Here is a 17,780-nt window from a genome sequence, read left to right as displayed (position 1 = left end):
TGGATCAACGTCACACCAGTCGCTTGCGCTCGCTCGAAGGGGCTATGCCCAGGGATTCGCGGTACTTGGCGACGGTGCGGCGAGCCACTTGAATGCCCTGTGCCTCCAGTAAACCAGCGATCTTGCTGTCGCTCAATGGCTTTTTCGCATTTTCCGCGGCCACCAGTTTCTTGATGATCGCGCGGATCGCGGTGGACGAGCATTCCCCGCCTTCGGCGGTGCTGACGTGACTTGAAAAGAAATATTTCAGCTCGAAAATACCGCGCGGCGTATGCATGTACTTCTGCGTGGTGACCCGCGAAATGGTCGACTCGTGCATGCCCACCGCTTCGGCGATGTCGTGCAGGACCAGCGGCTTCATGGCTTCCTCGCCGTAGTCGAGAAAGCCACGCTGGTGTTCGACGATCTGCGTCGCCACCTTCATCAGGGTCTCGTTGCGGCTCTGCAGGCTCTTGATGAACCAGCGCGCTTCCTGCAACTGGTTGCGCATGAAGGTATTGTCGGCACTGCTGTCGGCACGGCGGACCATGCCGGCATAGGTGGCGTTGACACGCAGGCGTGGCATCGCCTCCTGGTTCAGTTCCACCAGCCAGCGCTCGTTGTCCTTGCGCACGATGACGTCCGGGACGATGTATTCGGCCTCGCTCGACTCGATCTGCGAGCCGGGCCGTGGATGCAGGCACTGGATCAACTCGATGACCAGGCGCAACTCGTCTTCCTTGAGCTTCATGCGCCGCATCAACTGGCCGTAGTCGCGGCCGCCGAGCAGGTCGAGGTAGTCGGAAACCAGGCGCAGGGCTTCGTCCAGCCAGGGCGTGGCGGGTGGCAGCTGGCGCAGTTGCAGCAACAGGCACTCGCGCAGGTTGCGGGCGCCGATGCCGGCGGGCTCCAACTGCTGGATGCGGCGCAGCACGACTTCGACTTCGTCGAGCTCGACGTCCAGCTCCGGATCGAGGGCGGCGAGGATCTCCTCGAGGGACTCCTCCAGATAGCCGTCATTGTTGATGCTGTCGATGATGGTCACCGCGATCATGCGGTCGGTGTCCGACATCGGCGCCAGGTTCACCTGCCAGAGCAGGTGGCTGTGCAGGCTCTCGCCGCTGCTGGTGCGCGCGGTGAAGTCCCATTCGTCGTCGTCGCTGCTGGGCAGGCTGCTGGCGCTGGTCTGGTAGATGTCCTCCCAGGCGGTATCCACCGGCAGTTCGCTGGGGATGCGCTCGCTCCACTGGTCGTCGTCGAGGCTTTCTACGCTGGGCGTGGTGCTTTCCTGGAGGGCGCTCTCCTGCGGCGCGCTGGTTGCCTGTTCGGCGCCATCGGCGAGCGGGTCGCTGCCGTCGAAATCGTCGCCGTCTTCCTGGCGTTCGAGCATGGGATTGGATTCCAGCGCTTCCTGGATTTCCTGCTGGAGGTCCAGGGTGGAGAGCTGGAGGAGGCGTATGGCCTGTTGCAGCTGAGGCGTCATCGTCAGCTGCTGGCCCATCTTGAGGACTAGCGATGGTTTCATGGCTGAGGGCTTAGTACCTTATTCGCTGGTACCGGATGGCACCATCCACTACTACGGGTGCCGAGGTGGCGGCACCGCCAGGAAGCAAATTATATGCCTGAATTTTCGTACTTTGCCTAGGGTTGCTCCGAATAAATCATCCGCCCGTGGCGACACCTCTACCCGTAAAAACCGGGGACGTGCGAAACCGCTCCGGCAGGGCCGGAGGGCACGGTAGGAGATTTCTTCAGAGGCGGAACTCGTGCCCCAGGTAGACTTCCTTGACCAGGTCGTTGGCGAGGATGCTCTCGGCATCGCCTTCCGCGATCAACTGCCCATCATTGACGATATACGCCGTTTCGCAGATGTCCAGGGTCTCGCGGACGTTGTGGTCGGTGATGAGGATGCCGATACCCTTTGCCTTCAGGTGATGGATGATCTGCTTGATGTCGCCGACCGATATCGGGTCCACGCCGGCGAAGGGTTCGTCGAGGAGGATGAACTTCGGCGCGCTGGCCAGGGCCCGGGCGATTTCCACCCGGCGTCGCTCGCCGCCGGACAGGCTCATGCCGAGGTTGTCGCGGATATGGTGGATGTGGAACTCCTGCAGCAAGCCTTCCAGGGCGTCCTTGCGTCCGTTGCGATCGAGGTCGCTGCGGGTCTCGAGGATCGCCATGATGTTGTCGGACACCGACAGCTTGCGGAAGATCGAGGCCTCCTGCGGCAGGTAGCCGATACCGGCGCGCGCCCGCCCGTGCATCGGCAGGTGGGTGACGTTCTGCTCGTCGATGCGGACCACGCCCTGGTCGGCCTGCACCAGGCCGACGATCATGTAGAAGCAGGTGGTCTTGCCGGCACCGTTCGGGCCGAGGAGGCCGACGATCTGCCCGCTATCGATGGACATGCTGACGTCGCGGACGACTTGCCGGCCTTTATAGCTTTTGGCCAGGTGCTGGGCTCTGAGCGTTGCCATTACTGGGCCTTTTTCTTCGGCTGGATGACCATGTCGATGCGCGGGCGCGGACTGGTCACCTGGGAACCGGTGGCGCGGCCGGCGTTGACGATCTGGCGCTGGGTGTCGTAGACGATCTTCTCGCCTTCGAAGGTGTTGCCTTCCTGGATCACCTTGGCCTGGTCGATCAGCACGACCCGGTTCTGCGTGACGAAGTACTGGATGGTCAGGCCGTAGGCCTTGGTCACGTCCTTGTCAGGCGCGGGCTTCTGCTCGTAGTAGGCGGGCCTGCCGACCGAGGTCACCACCTCGACGTCGCCGTTCTTGTCCCGTTTCAGGGTCACGGTGTTACCGGTCAGCCTGGTGCTGCCCTGGGTCACCACGACATCGCCGCGGTAGACCGCGACGCCTTGCTTGTCATCCAGTTCGGCGCTGTCGGCCTGGACGCGGATCGGTTGCTCGCGATCCGAGGGCAGGGCCCATGCCAGGGAACTGCCGAGGACGGCAGTCAGACCGAATACAAGGGGGAGGGTGTTAACGAACCTCATGCTGACCTCTTACGTTGGACAGCAGGTGCATCCGGCTGTCTTTCAGATACGCTTTCATTCCAACAGCCGTCGTCACTCCATTGGCCGCGTCGATTTTAACGGCTTGCTCGGTCTGTGCATAATTCTTGTCGGGGAATACGGTCAGCCGGGTGGTGGTGAGGATGCTTGGCTGGCCCTTGGCATCGGTGCGCGCGACGCGCACGTCGTCGATCAGTTCGACTTCCTTGCCTTTCGGCCCGACTTCGGCGCGGGCGCTCTGGATATGCCAGGGCTGCACGTTGCCGCGGAACAGCAGCAGATCGGGGGTGGTGACGAAGGTGATGTCGGTGGCCTTCTGGTGTTCCAGCTTCACCGCCGTCATCTCGTAGTCGAGGCTGCCGTTCTCCTGGTATTGCAGGCTGTGGGCGTTCTCGGCGTAGTAGTCGATGGTGTTGTCCTGGCCGGGCCGGGCTGGCTGTTCGTTGAACAGTTCAAGTCCGACGTTCCAGTAATAGCCCGCGACGATCAACAGCAGGGCGATCAGGGCGAGCAGCAGTTTCTGTTGCAGTGTTTTCGGCATGGTCGGCTCTACAGGTAGGCGCTCTGGGCGGCTTCGAGCGTGCCCTGGGCGCGCATGATCAGTTCGCAGAACTCCCGGGCCGCGCCTTCCCCGCCGCGGGTCGCGGTGACTCCGTGGGCGTGCTGGCGGACGAACGGGTCGGCGCTGGCCACCGCCATGCCGAGGCCGACGCGGCGGATAACCGGCAGGTCGGGCAGGTCGTCGCCCAGGTAGGCGACCTGCTCATAGCCTAGCCCGAGTTCGCCGAGCAGTTCGTCGAGCACCGCGAGCTTGTCTTCCCGGCCCTGGTAGAGATGCTGGATGCCCAGGTTGCGCGCGCGGCGCTCGACCACCGGGGTGTCGCGGCCGGTGATGATGGCGGTGCGCACGCCGGAGGCGATCAGCATCTTGATGCCGTGGCCGTCGAGGGTGTTGAAGGTCTTGAACTCGCTGCCGTCGACGAGGAAATACAGCTTGCCGTCGGTCAGCACGCCATCGACGTCGAAAATCGCCAGGCGCACCTGGCGGGCCCGGGCCGAGAGTTCCATGGCCGATTGGGTATCGCTCATTACATCACTCCTGCGCGCAACAGGTCGTGCATGTTCAGGGCTCCGACCGGACGGTCGTCCGCGTCGACCACCACCAGTGCGCCGATCTTGTTGTCTTCCATGATCTTCAGGGCTTCCGCGGCGAGGATCTCGGCGCGGACGGTCTTGCCGTGGACGGTCATCACCTGGTCGATGGTGACCTGGCGCACGTCGACGCCCCGGTCCAGCGCGCGGCGCAGGTCGCCATCGGTGAATATGCCGGCGAGCTTGCCGTGTTCGTCGAGCACCACGGTCATGCCCAGGCCCTTGCGGGTCATCTCCATCAGCGCGCCGGTCAGCGAAGTGCCGAGCAATACCTGTGGCAGTTCTTCGCCGACGTGCATGACGTTTTCCACCTTCAGCAGCAGGCGCCGGCCCAGCGCACCTCCCGGATGGGAAAAGGCGAAGTCCTCGGCGGTGAAGCCGCGGGCCTCGAGCAGGGCAATCGCCAGGGCGTCGCCGAGCACCAGGGAGACGGTGGTGGAAGAGGTCGGCGCCAGGTTCAGCGGGCAGGCTTCCTGGCCGACGCTGGCGTCCAGGTTGACCTCCGCGGCCTTGGCCAGCGGCGATTCGGGGTTGCCGGTCATGCTGATCAGGGTGATGCCCAGGCGCTTGATCAGCGGCAGCAGGGTGACGATTTCCGCGGTGGAGCCCGAATTGGACAGGGCGAGGACCACGTCGTCCTCGGTGATCATGCCCATGTCGCCATGGCTGGCTTCGGCCGGATGCACGAAGAAGGACGGGGTGCCGGTGCTGGCCAGGGTCGCGGCGATCTTCTTGCCGATGTGGCCGGACTTGCCCATGCCGACCACGACGACCCGGCCCTTGCCGGCCAGCAGCAGTTCGCAGGCCCTGACGAAATCGTCGCCAATCCGCGCCAGCAGGCTGTCTACCGCGTCGCGCTCGAGGCCGATGGTGCGCTGGGCGGAATGGATGAAATCGAGGTTCTGGCTCATGTTCAACGAATGTGGCGCCTGGATGAAAGGCGGGATTATAACGGGAAAGCGTGCCCGGCTTACACCAACCGTGCAGCGAACCCGGTCGGCGGCGCGCGAACGATGGCGCGGCGGCTGTAACGCGCTGTTACGCCGTGGTTATCCGCCCTCCGCGCTATGACTGCGCAAATGTCGATATATTCGACCACGGTGTGATTTTTTTCTGTCCGCGCTGAACCTGAAGTGTGCGATATGTCCTAAAAGGCTTGGAGATCGCTCCGAACAAGCTGAATTCAAGCTGAACGGCACGGCACCGGGCCTTGGGCGACAACCCGCCGCGGTGCTATAGTCCGCGCCCATTCGGCCCTCCCGGATGCGTGCCTCTGCGACGGGGCAGAGCGTCTAGCATGGACGGGTCGCATCGCAAGGAGTCCTGATGAGCACCGATAGTGCCTACGCGGTCGAGTTGAAGGGCCTGACCTTCAAGCGCGGATCGCGGGCGATTTTCGACAACATCGATGTGCGTATTCCGCGCGGCAAGGTGACCGGCATCATGGGTCCGTCCGGCTGCGGCAAGACCACGCTGTTGCGGCTGATCGCCTCCCAGCTGCGTCCCTCGAAAGGGGAAGTCTGGGTCAACGGTCAGAACCTGCCGCAACTCTCGCGCGGCGACCTGTTCGACATGCGCAAGCAGTTCGGCGTGCTGTTCCAGAGCGGCGCGCTGTTCACCGATCTCGACGTGTTCGAGAACGTGGCGTTTCCGCTGCGGGTGCATACCCAGCTGCCGGAGGAAATGATCCGCGACATCGTCCTGATGAAACTCCAGGCCGTCGGCCTGCGCGGCGCCGTGGAGCTGATGCCCGACGAGCTGTCCGGCGGCATGAAGCGCCGCGTCGCGCTGGCCCGGGCGATCGCGCTGGACCCGCAGATCCTTCTATACGACGAGCCTTTCGTGGGTCAGGACCCGATCGCCATGGGCGTTCTGGTGCGCCTGATCCGCCTGCTCAACGATGCCCTGGGCATCACCAGCATCGTGGTTTCCCACGACCTGGCCGAAACCGCCAGCATCGCCGACTACATCTACATCGTCGGCGATGGCCGGGTGCTTGGCCACGGGACCCCGGACGTGCTCAAGGAAACCGACGATCCCCGTATCCGCCAGTTCGTCAAGGGAATCCCGGATGGCCCCGTTCCGTTCCATTACCCGGCCCGCGACTACCGGGCCGACCTGCTGGGAGAACGCTGATGCGTAGAGTCTCTCCCCTCGAGCGCGTGCGCCTGTTCGGTCGCGCCGGCCTCGACGTGGTCGCCGCGCTCGGCCGTTCGACCCTGTTCCTCGGCCATGCATTGCTCGGTCGGCGCACGCCGGGCGCCGGCCTGCACCTGCTGGTGAAGCAACTCTACTCAGTGGGCGTGCTGTCCCTGGCGATCATCGTCGTCTCGGGGCTGTTCATCGGCATGGTGCTCGCCCTGCAGGGCTACAACATCCTGATTTCCTATGGCTCCGAGCAGGCCGTCGGGCAGATGGTGGCGCTGACCCTGCTGCGTGAACTCGGCCCGGTGGTGACCGGTCTGCTGTTCGCCGGCCGGGCCGGTTCGGCGCTGACCGCGGAAATCGGCAACATGAAGGCCACCGAGCAGCTTTCCAGCCTGGAAATGATCGGCGTCGACCCGCTCAAGTACATCGTCGCGCCGCGCCTGTGGGCCGGCTTCATTTCCATGCCGCTGCTCGCCGCGATCTTCAGCGTGGTCGGCATCTGGGGCGGGGCGATGGTCGCGGTCGACTGGCTGGGAGTCTACGAGGGATCGTTCTGGGCGAACATGCAGAACAGCGTGCAGTTCACCGAGGATGTGCTCAACGGCGTGATCAAAAGTATCGTGTTCGCTTTCGTGGTGACCTGGATCGCGGTCTACCAGGGCTACGACTGCGAACCGACCTCGGAAGGGATCAGTCGCGCGACGACGCGTACCGTGGTCTATGCCTCCCTGGCGGTGCTGGGGCTCGACTTCATTCTGACTGCTTTGATGTTTGGAGATTTCTGAATGCAAACCCGCACCCTGGAAATCGGTGTCGGCCTGTTCCTCCTGGCCGGCCTGCTGGCCCTGTTGCTGCTGGCCCTGCGCGTCAGCGGCCTGAGCGTGGGCAACGCTGGCGATACCTACAAGGTCTATGCCTACTTCGACAACATCGCCGGCGTCACCGTGCGTGGCAAGGTGACCCTGGCCGGCGTGACCATCGGCAAGGTGACCGCGGTAGACCTGGACCGCGACAGCTACACTGGTCGCGTGACCATGGAAATCAACCAGAACGTGAACAACCTGCCGGTCGACTCCACCGCGTCGATCCTCACCGCCGGCCTGCTGGGCGAGAAGTACATCGGCATCAGCGTGGGTGGCGATGAGGACGTCCTGAAGGACGGCAGCACCATCCACGACACCCAGTCGGCGCTGGTGCTGGAAGACCTGATCGGCAAGTTCCTGCTGAACTCGGTTAACAAAGACGAAGCCAAAAAGTGAGGTTCTCTTCCATGCTGACTCTCCTGCGTCGTGGCCTGCTGGTGCTCCTGGCGGCTTTCCCGCTGCTTTCCGTGGCCGCGTCGACCCCGCAACAGGTCGTGCAGGGCACGGTCGACGAGCTGCTTTCCGACATCAAGGCCAACAAGGCCGCCTACAAGGCAGATCCGCAAAAGCTCTACGCCACCCTCGACCGCATCCTCGGGCCGGTGGTCGACGCCGAGGGCATCGCCAAGAGCGTGATGACCGTGAAGTACTCGCGGCAGGCCTCGCCGGAGCAGATCAAGCGCTTCGAGGAAGTGTTCAAGAACAGTCTGATGCAGTTCTACGGCAACGCCCTGCTCGAGTACGACAACCAGGACATCCGTGTCCTGCCCAGTTCGGCCAAGCCCAGCGACGAGCGCGCCAGCGTCAACATGGAGATCCGCGACAGCAAGGGCACCGTCTATCCGGTGTCCTACACCATGACCAACCTGGCTGGCGGCTGGAAGGTCCGCAACGTGATCATCAACGGTATCAACATCGGCAAGCTGTTCCGTGACCAGTTCGCCGACACCATGCAGAAGAACCGCAACGACCTCGAGAAAACCATCGCCGGCTGGGGCGAGGTGGTCGCCAAGGCCAAGGAAACCGCGAAGGCGGAAGAGGCCGGGGCGAAATGAGCCAGGCCAGCCTGCGCGAAGGCGCGCCTGGCGAGCTGCAGCTCGTCGGCGTGCTCGACTACAGCAGCGGGCCGGCGCTGCGCGAGCAGGGCGGACGGCTGATCCATGCCAGCCAGGCGGCGCAGTTGGTGGTCGACTGCTCGGCGGTGGAGCGCTCCAGCAGCGTGGGCATTTCCCTGCTGCTGTCCTTCATGCGCGATGCGCGCAAGGCCGGCAAGACCCTGAGCATCCGGGCACTGCCGGACGACATGCGGGAGATCGCCAAGGTCAGCAGCGTGCTGGAAATCCTGCCGCTGCAGGCGTGACCGGCCGGCGGAACGAGCGGCCCTCCGTCTGCGCGTCCCTTCCTGGGGTTCGCAGGCGGAGGGCTTTTTTGTATGATGGCCGACCGTGCGCGTAGGGCGCCCGATTGAGGTTGAGCATGCAGGCCGAAGACGTTAAGAGCCTTCTCCAGGAAAAACTCCCCGGCACCCAGGTGGAAGTCGAGGGCGAAGGGTGCAATTTCCAACTGAATCTGATCAGCGACGAGCTGGCCGGCCAGAGCCCGGTCAAGCGCCAGCAGCAGGTCTACGCCCATTTGAACGCCTGGATCGCCGATGGCAGCATCCACGCCGTCACCATGAAATTCTTCAGCCGCGCCGCCTGGGCCGAGCGTTCCTGAGCCCACGGGGGAAATCACTGCGATGGACAAACTGATCATTACCGGCGGCAACCGCCTCGATGGCGAAATCCGCATTTCCGGCGCGAAGAACTCGGCGCTGCCGATCCTGGCCGCGACCCTGCTGGCCGATACCCCGGTCACCGTGTGCAACCTGCCGCACCTGCACGACATCACCACCATGATCGAGCTGTTCGGCCGCATGGGCGTGCAGCCGATCATCGACGAGAAGCTCAACGTCGAAGTCGACGCCAGCAGCATCAAGACCCTGGTCGCGCCCTACGAACTGGTGAAGACCATGCGCGCCTCGATCCTCGTGCTCGGCCCCATGCTGGCGCGCTTCGGCGAGGCCGAGGTGGCCCTGCCGGGCGGTTGCGCGATCGGCTCGCGCCCGGTCGACCTGCACATCCGCGGTCTCGAGGCGATGGGCGCGCAGATCGAGGTCGAAGGTGGCTACATCAAGGCCAAGGCCCCAGTCGGTGGCCTGCATGGCGGCCAGTTCTTCTTCGATACCGTTAGCGTGACTGGGACCGAGAACCTCATGATGGCCGCCGCGCTGGCCAACGGCCGTACCGTGCTGCAGAACGCCGCGCGCGAGCCGGAGGTCGTCGACCTGGCCAACTGCCTGAACGCCATGGGCGCCAACGTCCAGGGCGCCGGTTCCGACACCATCGTCATCGATGGCGTTAAGCGCCTCGGCGGCGCCCGCTACAATGTCCTTCCCGACCGTATCGAGACCGGTACCTACCTGGTGGCGGCGGCAGCGACTGGTGGCCGGGTGAAACTGAAGGACACCGATCCGACCATCCTCGAGGCGGTCCTGCAGAAGCTGGAAGAGGCCGGTGCCCACATCAACACCGGCAACAACTGGATCGAACTGGACATGAAGGGCAACCGGCCGAAGGCGGTGAATATCCGCACCGCGCCGTACCCGGCATTCCCCACCGACATGCAGGCCCAGTTCATTTCCATGAACGCCGTCGCCGAAGGCACCGGCGCGGTCATCGAGACGGTCTTCGAGAACCGTTTCATGCACGTCTATGAAATGAACCGCATGGGCGCGCAGATCCTCGTCGAGGGCAACACCGCGATCGTCACCGGCGTACCCAGGCTCAAGGGCGCTCCGGTGATGGCCACCGACCTGCGCGCCTCCGCGAGCCTGGTGATCGCCGGCCTGGTGGCCGAGGGCGACACCCTGATCGACCGCATCTACCACATCGACCGTGGCTACGAGTGCATCGAAGAGAAACTCCAGCTGCTCGGCGCGAAGATCCGCCGCGTACCGGGCTAGCGGAGGCAGTCGCGAAATGCTGACCATCGCCTTGTCCAAGGGCCGGATTCTCGACGACACCCTGCCGCTGCTCGCAGCGGCGGGGATCGTGCCGTCGGAGAACCCGGACAAGAGCCGCAAGCTGATCATCCCGACCTCCCTGCCCGATGTGCGCCTGCTCATTGTCCGCGCCACCGACGTGCCGACCTATGTCGAGCATGGCGCCGCCGATCTCGGCGTGGCCGGCAAGGACGTCCTGATGGAGTACGGCGGCCAGGGACTCTACGAACCGCTGGACCTGCGGATCGCCAACTGCAAGCTGATGACCGCCGGCGCCATCGGCGCGGCCGAACCCAAGGGACGCCTGCGGGTGGCCACCAAGTTCGTCAATGTCGCCAAGCGCTACTACGCCGAGCAGGGCCGTCAGGTCGACGTGATCAAGCTGTACGGCTCGATGGAGCTGGCGCCGCTGGTCGGCCTCGCCGACAAGATCATCGACGTGGTGGATACCGGCAACACCCTGCGCGCCAATGGCCTGGAGCCCCAGGAACTGATCGCCACGATCAGTTCGCGCCTGGTGGTCAACAAGGCCTCGATGAAGATGCAGCATGCTCGCATCCAGGCGCTGATCGATACCCTGCGCGACGCCGTCGAGGCGCGACACCGTCACTGATACCCGTGCGGCCCCTCGCGCCGCACCTGCCTATCCGTGTCATAGCCAAATTTTCTCGGGTGCCCGCACGGTGGGCTTGGTAGTCTAGCGGCGCCCGAGACAACGCCATCCATAAAAGAGGCTCGCTATGACCGCTCCCTTCGCTATCCGTCGACTCAACGCCGCTGATCCGGACTTCGGGCGTCATCTGGATCATCTGCTGAGCTGGGAAAGTGTTTCCGACGACTCGGTCAACCAGCGCGTCCTCGATATCATCGCCGCCGTGCGCAGCCGCGGCGACGCCGCCGTGGTCGAGTTCACCCAGCGCTTCGACGGCCTGCAGGCCGCCTCGATGGCCGACCTGATCCTGCCGCGCGAGCGCCTGGAACTGGCCCTGACCCGTATCACGGCGGCCCAGCGCGAGGCCCTGGAAGTTGCCGCCGAGCGCGTGCGCAGTTACCACGAGAAGCAGAAGCAGGGCTCCTGGCGCTATACCGAGGCCGACGGTACGGTGCTCGGCCAGCAGGTCACTCCGTTGGACCGCGCCGGCCTCTACGTGCCGGGCGGCAAGGCGTCCTACCCGTCCTCGGTGTTGATGAACGCGATCCCGGCCAAGGTCGCCGGGGTGACCGAGGTGGTCATGGTGGTGCCGACCCCGCGCGGCGAAATCAACGAGATCGTCCTCGCCGCCGCCTGCATCGCCGGCGTCGACCGGGTCTTCACCATCGGCGGTGCGCAGGCCGTGGCCGCGCTGGCCTATGGCACCGAAAGCGTGCCGCGGGTAGACAAGATCGTCGGCCCCGGCAACATCTACGTGGCCACCGCCAAGCGCCACGTGTTCGGCCAGGTCGGCATCGACATGATCGCCGGCCCCTCGGAAATCCTCGTGGTCTGCGACGGCCAGACCGATCCCGACTGGATCGCCATGGACCTGTTCTCCCAGGCCGAGCACGACGAGGACGCCCAGTCGATCCTGGTCAGTCCGGACGCGGCGTTCCTCGACCGGGTCGCGGAAAGCATCGCCCGCCTGCTGCCGACCATGGAGCGCGCCGAGATCATCCGCACCTCCCTGGAGGGGCGCGGCGCGCTGATCCAGGTCGCCGACCAGGCCCAGGCCTGCGCGGTGGCCAACCGCATCGCGCCGGAGCACCTGGAACTGTCGGTGGCCGATCCGGAGAGCTGGTTGCCGGAGATCCGTCATGCCGGCGCGATCTTCATGGGCCGCTACACCGCCGAGGCGCTGGGCGACTACTGCGCCGGGCCGAATCACGTGCTGCCGACCTCCGGTACCGCGCGTTTCTCTTCGCCGCTGGGGGTATATGACTTCCAGAAACGTTCTTCGATCATCAACTGCTCGGCGCAGGGCGCGTCGGTCCTCGGCCGCACCGCCTCGGTACTGGCCCGCGGCGAGTCGCTGACCGCCCACGCGCGTAGCGCCGAATACCGCATCCTCGACGAGAAGGAGAGCTGAGCATGAGCAAGTTCTGGAGCCCGTTCGTCAAGGATCTGGTGCCCTATGTGCCGGGCGAGCAGCCGAAGCTGTCGCGGCTGGTCAAGCTGAACACCAACGAGAACCCCTACGGTCCGTCGCCCAGGGCCCTCGCCGCCATGCAGGCGGAGCTCAACGACGACCTGCGTCTGTACCCCGACCCCAACGGCGAGCGCCTGAAGAAGGCGGTGGCCGGGCACTACGGCATACGGGACGACCAGGTGTTCGTCGGCAACGGCTCCGACGAGGTCCTGGCGCACATTTTCCACGGCCTGTTCCAGCACGACCTGCCGTTGCTGTTCCCGGACGTGACCTACAGCTTCTACCCGGTCTACTGCGGCCTGTACGGCATCGCGTACGAGAAGATCGCGCTGGACGAGCAGTTCCGCATCCGCGTCGAGGACTATGCGCGGCCCAACGGCGGGATCATCTTCCCCAACCCGAACGCACCGACCGGCTGCCTGCTGCCGCTGGACGCCATCGAGGCGATGCTGAAGGCATCGCCGGACTCGGTGGTGGTGGTCGACGAGGCCTATGTCGACTTCGGCGGCGACAGCGCCATCGCCCTGGTCGATCGCTACCCGAACCTGCTGGTCACCCAGACCCTGTCCAAGTCGCGTTCCCTGGCCGGTCTGCGGGTCGGCCTGGCGGTCGGCCATGCCGAGCTGATCGAGGCGCTGGAGCGGATCAAGAACAGCTTCAACTCCTATCCGCTGGATCGCCTGGCGATCGCCGGCGCGGCGGCGGCCTTCGAGGACGATGCCTACTTCCGCCGCACCTGCCAGGCGGTGATCGACAGCCGCGAGACGCTGAGCGGCTCGCTGCGGGCGCTGGGCTTCGAGGTACTGCCGTCGGCGGCCAACTTCGTCTTCGCCCGCCATCCGCGGCACGAGGCCGGGCAGATCGCCGCGACCCTGCGCGAGCAGGGGGTGATCGTCCGCCATTTCAAGCAGGCGCGGATCGAGCAGTTCCTGCGCATCACCATCGGCAGCCCGGAGCAGAACCAGGCGCTGCTGGACGCCTTGCACTTCCTCAAGTGAAACGAAAACGGCGCCCGCGGGCGCCGTTTTCATTCGGGCAGGCTCTCTACTCGCCGCCGTCCTGTTTCTGCTGCGGCGCCGGCGCCGGCGGCGGACGCAGGCCGACCTCGGCGGTCAGGTTGACCTTCTGCCCGTTGCGCAGCACCAGGATGTTGATCTTCTGCCCCGGCCGGGTGCGCGCCACCTGGTTCATCGAGCGGCGGCCATCGCTGGCTTCCTGCTTGTCGATGGTCAGGATCACGTCGCCCGGCAGCAGGCCGCCGCGCGCCGCCGGGCCGTCGCGGTAGACGCCGGCGACGACGATCCCGGCGGTTTCGCCGAGGCCCAGGGAGTCCGCCAGCTCCGGGGTCAGCGCCTTGACCTCGACGCCGAGCCAGCCACGGATCACCTGGCCATGCTCGATGATCGACTGCATGACCTCCAGGGCCAGCTTGGTCGGGATGGCGAAACCGATGCCCTGGGAACCGCCGGACTTGGAGAAGATCGCGGTATTGATGCCGATCAGGTTGCCGGCGGCATCGACCAGCGCGCCGCCGGAGTTGCCCGGATTGATCGCCGCGTCGGTCTGGATGAAGTCCTCGTAGGTGTTCAGACCGAGCTGGTTGCGCCCGGTGGCGCTGATGATGCCCATGGTCACCGTCTGGCCGACGCCGAACGGGTTGCCGATGGCGAGGCAGACGTCGCCGGTGCGGATGCCGTCGGAGCGGCCGAGGGTCATCGCCGGCAGGTTCTTCAGGTCGATCTTCAGTACCGCGAGATCGGTTTCCGGATCGCTGCCGACCAGTTGCGCGATGGTCTCGCGGCCGTCGCGCAGGGCCACGATGATCTGGTCGGCGCCGGCGGTGACGTGGTTGTTGGTCAGCAGGTAGCCTTCCGCGCTCATGATCACCGCCGAGCCGAGGCTCGACTCCATGCGCTTCTGTTGCGGCAGGTTGTCGCCGAAGAAGCGGCGGAACATCGGGTCGTCGAACAATGGGTGGGACGGCTTGCTGACCATCTTGGTGGTGTACAGGTTGGCCACCGCGGGAGCCGCCCGGCTCACCGCATTGGCGTAGGACACCGGGCCTTCCTGCAGGCGGCTGAGCAGCGGCGCCTGCTCGACATGCACCTCCTGGCGCGGCAGGCCGACCCATTCGGGGTTGCGCTGGATGATCAGCAGGGCCAGCAGCACGCCGACCAGCACGGGCCAGCCGAGGAAACGCAGGGCCTTGGGCATCGGGAAAATCCTTGGGGTTGCGAGGCCGAAAAACGGCCGATAAGGTGGCGGCCATTATAGGGCGAAGCCGTCCATTAGAGGAGCGGCGCGCCCTGCCTGAATGAAGAGGATTTTGCCATGGCCATCGCCCTGAGCACCCTGGTCGAGGAAGCCGACCGCTACCTGGAGGCCGCGCGCATCCAGGACTACTGCCCGAACGGCCTGCAGGTCGAAGGCCGGCCGCAGGTGCGGCGCATCGTCAGCGGGGTCACTGCCAGCCAGGCGCTGCTGGATGCCGCCGTGGAGGCCGAGGCCGACGTGGTGCTGGTGCATCACGGCTACTTCTGGAAGGGCGAGAATCCGTGCGTGGTCGGCATGAAGCAGCGGCGCCTGAAGACCCTGCTGAACAACGACATCAGCCTGCTGGCCTACCATCTGCCATTGGACCTGCATCCCGAAGTGGGCAACAACGTGCAACTCGCCCGGCAACTCGGCCTCGAGGTGGAAGGGCCGCTGGAGCCCGGCAATCCGCGTTCCATCGTCCTCCTCGGTTCGCTTGCCGAGCCGATGCAGCCCACCGACTTCGCCCGCCATGTGCGCGATGCGCTGGGGCGCGAGCCGCTGCTGGTCGATGCCGGCCAGCCGATCCGGCGCATCGCCTGGTGCACCGGCGGCGCCCAGGGCTACATCGACCAGGCGATCGCCGCCGGCGTGGATGCCTACCTGACCGGCGAGGTTTCCGAGCAGACCGTGCACAGCGCGCGGGAGAACGGCATCAGCTTCATCGCCGCCGGACACCACGCCACCGAGCGCTACGGGGTGCAGGCGCTGGGCGACTACCTGGGCAAGCGCTTCGCCATCGAACACCTGTTCATCGACTGTCCCAATCCTGCCTGACCACGGCGCCGTGACGCGCCTGGTCCACTGCCTTGCCCAGTTCCCAGACGGCCATCGCGTAGTGGGTACTGTGGTTGTAGCGGGTGATCACGTAGAAGTTCGGCAGGCCGTACCAGTACTGGTAGTTCCTGCCCATGTCCAGGCGCAGCAGGCTCGCCTGCCGGTGGCCGCCGAGCGGACCCTGCGGGCGTAGTCCGGCTGAGGCCAGCACGTCGAGCGGGTAGAGCGTCTTGAAGCCGTCCTCCAGCGAGGGCGCGCGGCCACTGGCGGGAACCGCCACGCGATCGCCGCTGACCCAGCCGTGCTGCTTGAAATAGTTGGCGACGCTGCCGATCGCATCGCGCGGGTTCCACAGGTCGATATGCCCATCGCCGTCGAAGTCCACCGCGTACTTGCTGAACGAGGACGGCATGAACTGGCCGTAACCCATGGCGCCGGCATAGGAACCGCGCAGGACCAGCGGGTCGCTGCCTTCCTTGCGCGCCTGGAGGAGGAATTGCTCCAGCTCGCCGCTGAAGAACTCCGCGCGGCGCGGGTAGGAGAAGGACAGGGTGGCCAGCGCGTCGATGATCCGCGTCTTGCCCATCACCCGTCCCCAGCGGGTCTCCACGCCGATGATGCCGACGATGATTTCCGGCGGCACGCCATAGATGCGCGAGGCGCGCTGAAGGTCGGCCTGGTACTGGTCCCAGAACAGCACGCCGTTCTGCACGTTGCCCGGGGTGACGAACTTCTTCCGGTAACGCAGCCAGGCGCCGTTCGGCCCGCTGGGTGGGGTATAGCTGGGCGCCTGGCGGTCCATCAGGCGGATCACCCAGTCCAGGCGCTGGGTCTGGGCGAACAGGTCATGCAGTTGCTGGCGATTGAAGTCGTGCTGGCTGACCATCCGGTCGATGAAGCGCTGGGCCTGCGGATTGTTCGCGTAGTCGCCACGCAGCGGCAGGATCGGCTGTACCGACTTGCGTACCGGCTGGGGCGAGATGACGCTGCGGGCCTGGGGCTTGGCGGCGGGTTTGGCAGGCGGCGTCGGTTCGCTGCTGCAGGCTGAGACCAGGAGGAACAGGGGCAGGGCGAGGGCGGTGCGGCGCATGTGCGGTCTTCTTGGCCGGGGAACGATGCCCGCTATGCTAGCGCAGTGCCGGCGACGTACAAGTCGAGGCGCCGAAGGGTCGCCGCGGATGCCCCGCCAGGCGGGGCCCGGTTGTCGACGTGGTGGAGAAAGACGCTGTGCGTACCCGCTCGAGAGGGCTTCGCCGAGACTGCGGAATTCCTCTCCAGGCCAGTGTTTCCGCCGGCTTCGGCGCTGAGCGCGGATGGCTATATGGGTATATTCTTTCGGTATAACAGGCTGATCTTTTAGAGCCTTGCGCTGTGATAGAGTGCGCGTTCGTCTACGGCCCGACGGCCGTCCATAAGCAATTCCGTGAGTAGCCATGGTCGACAAACTGACGCACCTGAAACAGCTGGAGGCGGAAAGCATCCACATCATCCGCGAGGTGGCCGCCGAGTTCGATAACCCGGTGATGCTGTACTCGATCGGCAAGGATTCCGCGGTCATGCTGCACCTGGCCCGCAAGGCCTTCTTCCCCGGCAAGCTGCCCTTCCCGGTGATGCACGTGGACACCCGCTGGAAATTCCAGGAGATGTACAGGTTCCGCGAGCGCATGGTCGAGGAAATGGGCCTGGACCTGATCACCCACGTCAACCCGGACGGCGTCGCCCAGGGGATCAACCCGTTCACCCACGGCAGCGCCAAGCACACCGACGTGATGAAGACCGAGGGCCTCAAGCAGGCCCTGGACAAGTACGGTTTCGACGCCGCCTTCGGCGGCGCGCGGCGCGACGAGGAAAAGTCGCGGGCCAAGGAGCGTGTCTATTCGTTCCGCGACAGCAAGCATCGCTGGGATCCGAAGAACCAGCGCCCCGAGCTGTGGAACATCTACAACGGCAAGGTGAAGAAGGGCGAGTCGATCCGCGTCTTCCCGCTGTCCAACTGGACCGAGCTGGACATCTGGCAATACATCTACCTCGAAGGCATCCCGATCGTCCCGCTGTACTTCGCCGCCGAGCGCGAGGTCATCGAGAAGAACGGCACGCTGATCATGATCGACGACGAGCGCATCCTCGAGCACCTCTCGGACGAAGAGAAGGCCCGCATCGAGAAGCGCATGGTGCGTTTCCGTACCCTCGGCTGCTACCCGCTCACCGGCGCGGTGGAGTCCAGCGCCACCACGCTGCCGGAAATCATCCAGGAAATGCTCCTGACGCGCACTTCCGAACGCCAGGGCCGGGTCATCGACCATGACCAGGCCGGTTCGATGGAAGAAAAGAAACGTCAGGGCTATTTCTGAGGATACGCA

At 65.2% G+C, this 17,780-nt stretch carries 20 protein-coding genes; 12 read left to right on the top strand and 8 right to left on the bottom strand.

Annotation, left to right across the window (positions count from 1 at the left end):
• Positions 1–10 precede the first annotated feature (10 nt).
• The 6 genes from B7D75_RS22955 to kdsD form a co-directional block, all read right to left on the bottom strand.
• Entirely contained in the window at positions 11–1,504 is a 1,494-nt protein-coding gene (locus B7D75_RS22955) for an RNA polymerase factor sigma-54 (RefSeq protein ID WP_034080943.1), read from the bottom strand.
• A gap of 226 nt (positions 1,505–1,730) precedes the next feature.
• On the bottom strand, positions 1,731–2,456 hold the full coding sequence (gene lptB / locus B7D75_RS22950; RefSeq protein WP_003155093.1) for an LPS export ABC transporter ATP-binding protein: 726 nt from the start codon (positions 2,454–2,456) through the stop codon (positions 1,731–1,733).
• On the bottom strand, positions 2,456–2,983 hold the full coding sequence (gene lptA, locus B7D75_RS22945; protein ID WP_012077214.1) for a lipopolysaccharide transport periplasmic protein LptA: 528 nt from the start codon (positions 2,981–2,983) through the stop codon (positions 2,456–2,458). The genes lptB and lptA overlap by 1 nt, the downstream gene beginning before the upstream one ends.
• Positions 2,970–3,542: an LPS export ABC transporter periplasmic protein LptC gene (lptC, locus tag B7D75_RS22940; protein WP_003155089.1), complete on the bottom strand. Its 573-nt coding sequence runs from the start codon at positions 3,540–3,542 to the stop codon at positions 2,970–2,972. The genes lptA and lptC overlap by 14 nt, the downstream gene beginning before the upstream one ends.
• An 8-nt stretch (positions 3,543–3,550) precedes the next feature.
• Entirely contained in the window at positions 3,551–4,090 is a 540-nt protein-coding gene (locus B7D75_RS22935; RefSeq protein WP_107114451.1) for a KdsC family phosphatase, read from the bottom strand.
• Positions 4,090–5,070 carry an arabinose-5-phosphate isomerase KdsD gene (kdsD, locus tag B7D75_RS22930; RefSeq protein ID WP_170870649.1) on the bottom strand — a complete coding sequence of 327 codons (981 nt, stop codon included), beginning with the start codon at positions 5,068–5,070 and terminating at the stop codon, positions 4,090–4,092. The genes B7D75_RS22935 and kdsD overlap by 1 nt, the downstream gene beginning before the upstream one ends.
• Positions 5,071–5,479: 409 nt before the next feature.
• Between kdsD and B7D75_RS22925 the strand changes: the two genes are divergently transcribed.
• The 10 genes from B7D75_RS22925 (at position 5,480) to hisC (ending at position 13,328) form a co-directional block, all read left to right on the top strand.
• Positions 5,480–6,289 (top strand): ATP-binding cassette domain-containing protein, encoded by an 810-nt coding sequence (locus B7D75_RS22925; protein WP_003094343.1) that lies wholly within the window; start codon positions 5,480–5,482, stop codon positions 6,287–6,289.
• Positions 6,289–7,086, top strand: a complete 798-nt coding sequence (mlaE, locus tag B7D75_RS22920; RefSeq protein ID WP_003155085.1) for a lipid asymmetry maintenance ABC transporter permease subunit MlaE — start codon at positions 6,289–6,291, stop codon at positions 7,084–7,086. The genes B7D75_RS22925 and mlaE overlap by 1 nt, the downstream gene beginning before the upstream one ends.
• A complete protein-coding gene (mlaD, locus tag B7D75_RS22915) occupies positions 7,087–7,560 on the top strand; it encodes an outer membrane lipid asymmetry maintenance protein MlaD (protein WP_003094339.1) in 474 nt (157 codons plus the stop codon). It begins immediately after the preceding gene.
• Between the two features lie 11 nt (positions 7,561–7,571).
• Positions 7,572–8,219, top strand: a complete 648-nt coding sequence (locus B7D75_RS22910) for an MlaC/ttg2D family ABC transporter substrate-binding protein (protein WP_003155083.1) — start codon at positions 7,572–7,574, stop codon at positions 8,217–8,219.
• Positions 8,216–8,524: an STAS domain-containing protein gene (locus B7D75_RS22905; protein WP_107114450.1), complete on the top strand. Its 309-nt coding sequence runs from the start codon at positions 8,216–8,218 to the stop codon at positions 8,522–8,524. The genes B7D75_RS22910 and B7D75_RS22905 overlap by 4 nt, the downstream gene beginning before the upstream one ends.
• A 116-nt stretch (positions 8,525–8,640) precedes the next feature.
• Positions 8,641–8,880: a BolA family protein gene (locus B7D75_RS22900; RefSeq protein WP_003094334.1), complete on the top strand. Its 240-nt coding sequence runs from the start codon at positions 8,641–8,643 to the stop codon at positions 8,878–8,880.
• 22 nt (positions 8,881–8,902) lie between these two features.
• Positions 8,903–10,168 (top strand): UDP-N-acetylglucosamine 1-carboxyvinyltransferase, encoded by a 1,266-nt coding sequence (gene murA, locus B7D75_RS22895; protein WP_107114449.1) that lies wholly within the window; start codon positions 8,903–8,905, stop codon positions 10,166–10,168.
• 16 nt (positions 10,169–10,184) lie between these two features.
• Positions 10,185–10,820 (top strand): ATP phosphoribosyltransferase, encoded by a 636-nt coding sequence (gene hisG / locus B7D75_RS22890; RefSeq protein ID WP_012077209.1) that lies wholly within the window; start codon positions 10,185–10,187, stop codon positions 10,818–10,820.
• Between the two features lie 127 nt (positions 10,821–10,947).
• Positions 10,948–12,270 (top strand): histidinol dehydrogenase, encoded by a 1,323-nt coding sequence (gene hisD / locus B7D75_RS22885; protein WP_003155076.1) that lies wholly within the window; start codon positions 10,948–10,950, stop codon positions 12,268–12,270.
• 2 nt (positions 12,271–12,272) lie between these two features.
• Entirely contained in the window at positions 12,273–13,328 is a 1,056-nt protein-coding gene (gene hisC / locus B7D75_RS22880) for a histidinol-phosphate transaminase (protein ID WP_012077207.1), read from the top strand.
• 46 nt (positions 13,329–13,374) lie between these two features.
• On the opposite strand, the gene algW is transcribed toward hisC, so the two are convergent.
• Positions 13,375–14,544: a Do family serine endopeptidase AlgW gene (gene algW, locus B7D75_RS22875; RefSeq protein WP_012077206.1), complete on the bottom strand. Its 1,170-nt coding sequence runs from the start codon at positions 14,542–14,544 to the stop codon at positions 13,375–13,377.
• 117 nt (positions 14,545–14,661) lie between these two features.
• On the opposite strand from algW, the gene B7D75_RS22870 reads away from it, so the two are divergent.
• Positions 14,662–15,420, top strand: a complete 759-nt coding sequence (locus B7D75_RS22870; RefSeq protein WP_034080940.1) for a Nif3-like dinuclear metal center hexameric protein — start codon at positions 14,662–14,664, stop codon at positions 15,418–15,420.
• On the opposite strand, the gene mltB is transcribed toward B7D75_RS22870, so the two are convergent.
• Positions 15,395–16,510 (bottom strand): lytic murein transglycosylase B, encoded by a 1,116-nt coding sequence (gene mltB, locus B7D75_RS22865; protein ID WP_053814531.1) that lies wholly within the window; start codon positions 16,508–16,510, stop codon positions 15,395–15,397. The genes B7D75_RS22870 and mltB overlap by 26 nt on opposite strands.
• A 343-nt stretch (positions 16,511–16,853) precedes the next feature.
• On the opposite strand from mltB, the gene cysD reads away from it, so the two are divergent.
• Entirely contained in the window at positions 16,854–17,771 is a 918-nt protein-coding gene (gene cysD / locus B7D75_RS22860) for a sulfate adenylyltransferase subunit CysD (RefSeq protein WP_034080938.1), read from the top strand.
• Positions 17,772–17,780 lie beyond the last annotated feature (9 nt).

This window comes from Pseudomonas paraeruginosa (assembly GCF_003025345.2).
Classification (GTDB): Bacteria; Pseudomonadota; Gammaproteobacteria; order Pseudomonadales; family Pseudomonadaceae; genus Pseudomonas; species Pseudomonas paraeruginosa.
Note: the sequence above shows the minus strand (reverse complement) of the source record. Positions and strands in the feature narration are given on the sequence as shown.

Bases quoted from the DNA above. Each gene is read 5' to 3' on its own strand.
- B7D75_RS22925 (WP_003094343.1), top strand. From the start codon at position 5,480: ATGAGCACCGATAGTGCCTACGCGGTCGAGTTGAAGGGCCTGACCTTC.
- mlaE (WP_003155085.1), top strand. From the start codon at position 6,289: ATGCGTAGAGTCTCTCCCCTCGAGCGCGTGCGCCTGTTCGGTCGCGCC.
- B7D75_RS22900 (WP_003094334.1), top strand. From the start codon at position 8,641: ATGCAGGCCGAAGACGTTAAGAGCCTTCTCCAGGAAAAACTCCCCGGC.
- B7D75_RS22905 (WP_107114450.1), top strand. From the start codon at position 8,216: ATGAGCCAGGCCAGCCTGCGCGAAGGCGCGCCTGGCGAGCTGCAGCTC.
- algW (WP_012077206.1), bottom strand. From the start codon at position 14,544: ATGCCCAAGGCCCTGCGTTTCCTCGGCTGGCCCGTGCTGGTCGGCGTG.
- B7D75_RS22935 (WP_107114451.1), bottom strand. From the start codon at position 4,090: ATGAGCGATACCCAATCGGCCATGGAACTCTCGGCCCGGGCCCGCCAG.
- lptA (WP_012077214.1), bottom strand. From the start codon at position 2,983: ATGAGGTTCGTTAACACCCTCCCCCTTGTATTCGGTCTGACTGCCGTC.
- B7D75_RS22910 (WP_003155083.1), top strand. From the start codon at position 7,572: ATGCTGACTCTCCTGCGTCGTGGCCTGCTGGTGCTCCTGGCGGCTTTC.
- murA (WP_107114449.1), top strand. From the start codon at position 8,903: ATGGACAAACTGATCATTACCGGCGGCAACCGCCTCGATGGCGAAATC.
- mltB (WP_053814531.1), bottom strand. From the start codon at position 16,510: ATGCGCCGCACCGCCCTCGCCCTGCCCCTGTTCCTCCTGGTCTCAGCC.
- hisC (WP_012077207.1), top strand. From the start codon at position 12,273: ATGAGCAAGTTCTGGAGCCCGTTCGTCAAGGATCTGGTGCCCTATGTG.
- lptB (WP_003155093.1), bottom strand. From the start codon at position 2,456: ATGGCAACGCTCAGAGCCCAGCACCTGGCCAAAAGCTATAAAGGCCGG.
- cysD (WP_034080938.1), top strand. From the start codon at position 16,854: ATGGTCGACAAACTGACGCACCTGAAACAGCTGGAGGCGGAAAGCATC.
- B7D75_RS22955 (WP_034080943.1), bottom strand. From the start codon at position 1,504: ATGAAACCATCGCTAGTCCTCAAGATGGGCCAGCAGCTGACGATGACG.
- lptC (WP_003155089.1), bottom strand. From the start codon at position 3,542: ATGCCGAAAACACTGCAACAGAAACTGCTGCTCGCCCTGATCGCCCTG.
- mlaD (WP_003094339.1), top strand. From the start codon at position 7,087: ATGCAAACCCGCACCCTGGAAATCGGTGTCGGCCTGTTCCTCCTGGCC.
- B7D75_RS22870 (WP_034080940.1), top strand. From the start codon at position 14,662: ATGGCCATCGCCCTGAGCACCCTGGTCGAGGAAGCCGACCGCTACCTG.
- hisG (WP_012077209.1), top strand. From the start codon at position 10,185: ATGCTGACCATCGCCTTGTCCAAGGGCCGGATTCTCGACGACACCCTG.
- hisD (WP_003155076.1), top strand. From the start codon at position 10,948: ATGACCGCTCCCTTCGCTATCCGTCGACTCAACGCCGCTGATCCGGAC.